The sequence below is a fragment of the Rhizobium sp. UBA1881 genome (assembly GCF_002338015.1).
Classification (GTDB): domain Bacteria; phylum Pseudomonadota; class Alphaproteobacteria; order Rhizobiales; family Rhizobiaceae; genus Rhizobium.
In genome coordinates, this window is sequence record NZ_DDHH01000199.1 from 1 (window position 1) to 1338 (window position 1338).

At 61.7% G+C, this 1338-nt stretch carries 2 protein-coding genes; both read left to right on the forward strand.

Going from position 1 to position 1338, the window contains the following annotated elements:
• Positions 1-376, forward strand: a 376-nt coding sequence (locus B3605_RS24700) for an inositol monophosphatase family protein (protein ID WP_296436800.1), incomplete at its 5' end; no start/stop codon positions are given.
• A 100-nt stretch (positions 377-476) separates the two neighbouring features.
• The coding region (locus B3605_RS24705; protein WP_296436801.1) for a flagellar motor protein MotA at positions 477-1338 on the forward strand (862 nt) is incomplete at its 3' end.

Sequence of the window (1338 nt, forward strand, 5' to 3'; positions counted from 1 at the left end):
GCGCGTCGGCGCGCGTCGCGTGCTCTCGGATTCGGTCGTCGCCTGCGGCGTTCCGCATCTCGGCCGTGGCAACCACGGTAAATTCCTGGTCGAACTCCGGCACGTCATGGGCGAAGTCGCCGGTGTGCGCGGCATGGGCGCGGCCTCGCTCGATCTCGCTTATGTCGCGGCCGGACGTTTCGACGGTTTGTGGGAAACCGACCTTTCGGCCTGGGATATCGCGGCCGGCATCCTGCTCATTCGCGAAGCCGGCGGCTATGTCAGCGATTGGGATGGCGGCAACTCTATTCTGGAGACCGGCAACGTCGTGGCTGGGAACGAGTACATCCAGAAGGCGCTGATGGAAGTTGCCAAGCGTCCTGTGCCCAGCCGGTAAGTCTTTGTTATAAAGACAGGCTTTTTCGTTCCGCATACTTCAATTCGGCACAATGATGATCTAGTCTCCGGCTGTGGTGAGGCCGGAGGCTGCGGAATCTATGGAAAATGTGAATGTGGCGGAGTTCGGCTCGACCGAGAAAACCACGGGAAATTACAGCTATAAGCTATCCAGCCCGATGCCCTTTCTGTGGACGATGGTGCTGTTCCTCGTCATCGTCGGGTTCATAGCATCCATCCTGTTCCGCCAGGCGCAGACGGCCTTCATGCACAATCCGGGGCTGAACGGCCTCATTCTCGGCGTTCTCGGCATCGGCATCATCCTTGTCTTCAGCCATGTGCTGTCGCTTCGGCCGGAGGTGCGCTGGTTCAATTCGTTCCGCGCCGCCGGCAGCGCCGACAAGGTCAACCGCAACCCGAAGCTGCTCGCGCCGATGCGCACGCTGATCGGCAGCCGTACCTCCTCTGCTGCGGGCATCTCGACCACGGCCTTCCGGTCCATTCTCGATTCGATCGCCAACCGCTTGGACGAATCCCGCGACGTCTCGCGCTATCTGATCGGTCTGCTCGTTTTCCTCGGTCTGCTCGGCACCTTCTGGGGCCTGATCGGGACAATCGGCTCGATCAGTTCGGTCATCCAGTCGCTGGATGCCGGCACGAGCGGGTCTTCCGATGTTCTGACCTCGCTCAAAGAAGGGCTGTCGCAGCCGCTTTCGGGCATGGGGCAGGCGTTCTCGTCGTCGCTGCTCGGTCTTTCCGGTTCGCTCATCCTCGGCTTCCTCGACCTGCAGGCCGGCCGCGCGCAGAACCGCTTCTATACCGAGCTGGAAAACTGGCTGTCGTCGGTGACCGATGTCGGCTCCGACCTCGCGGCCCCCGTGATCGACACAAAGGGCGGCGTTTCGCCGGAAGAGATCCGCGCGCTGTCTGAATACATGCAGAAGGTCTCGGAAGAGGGCGGCG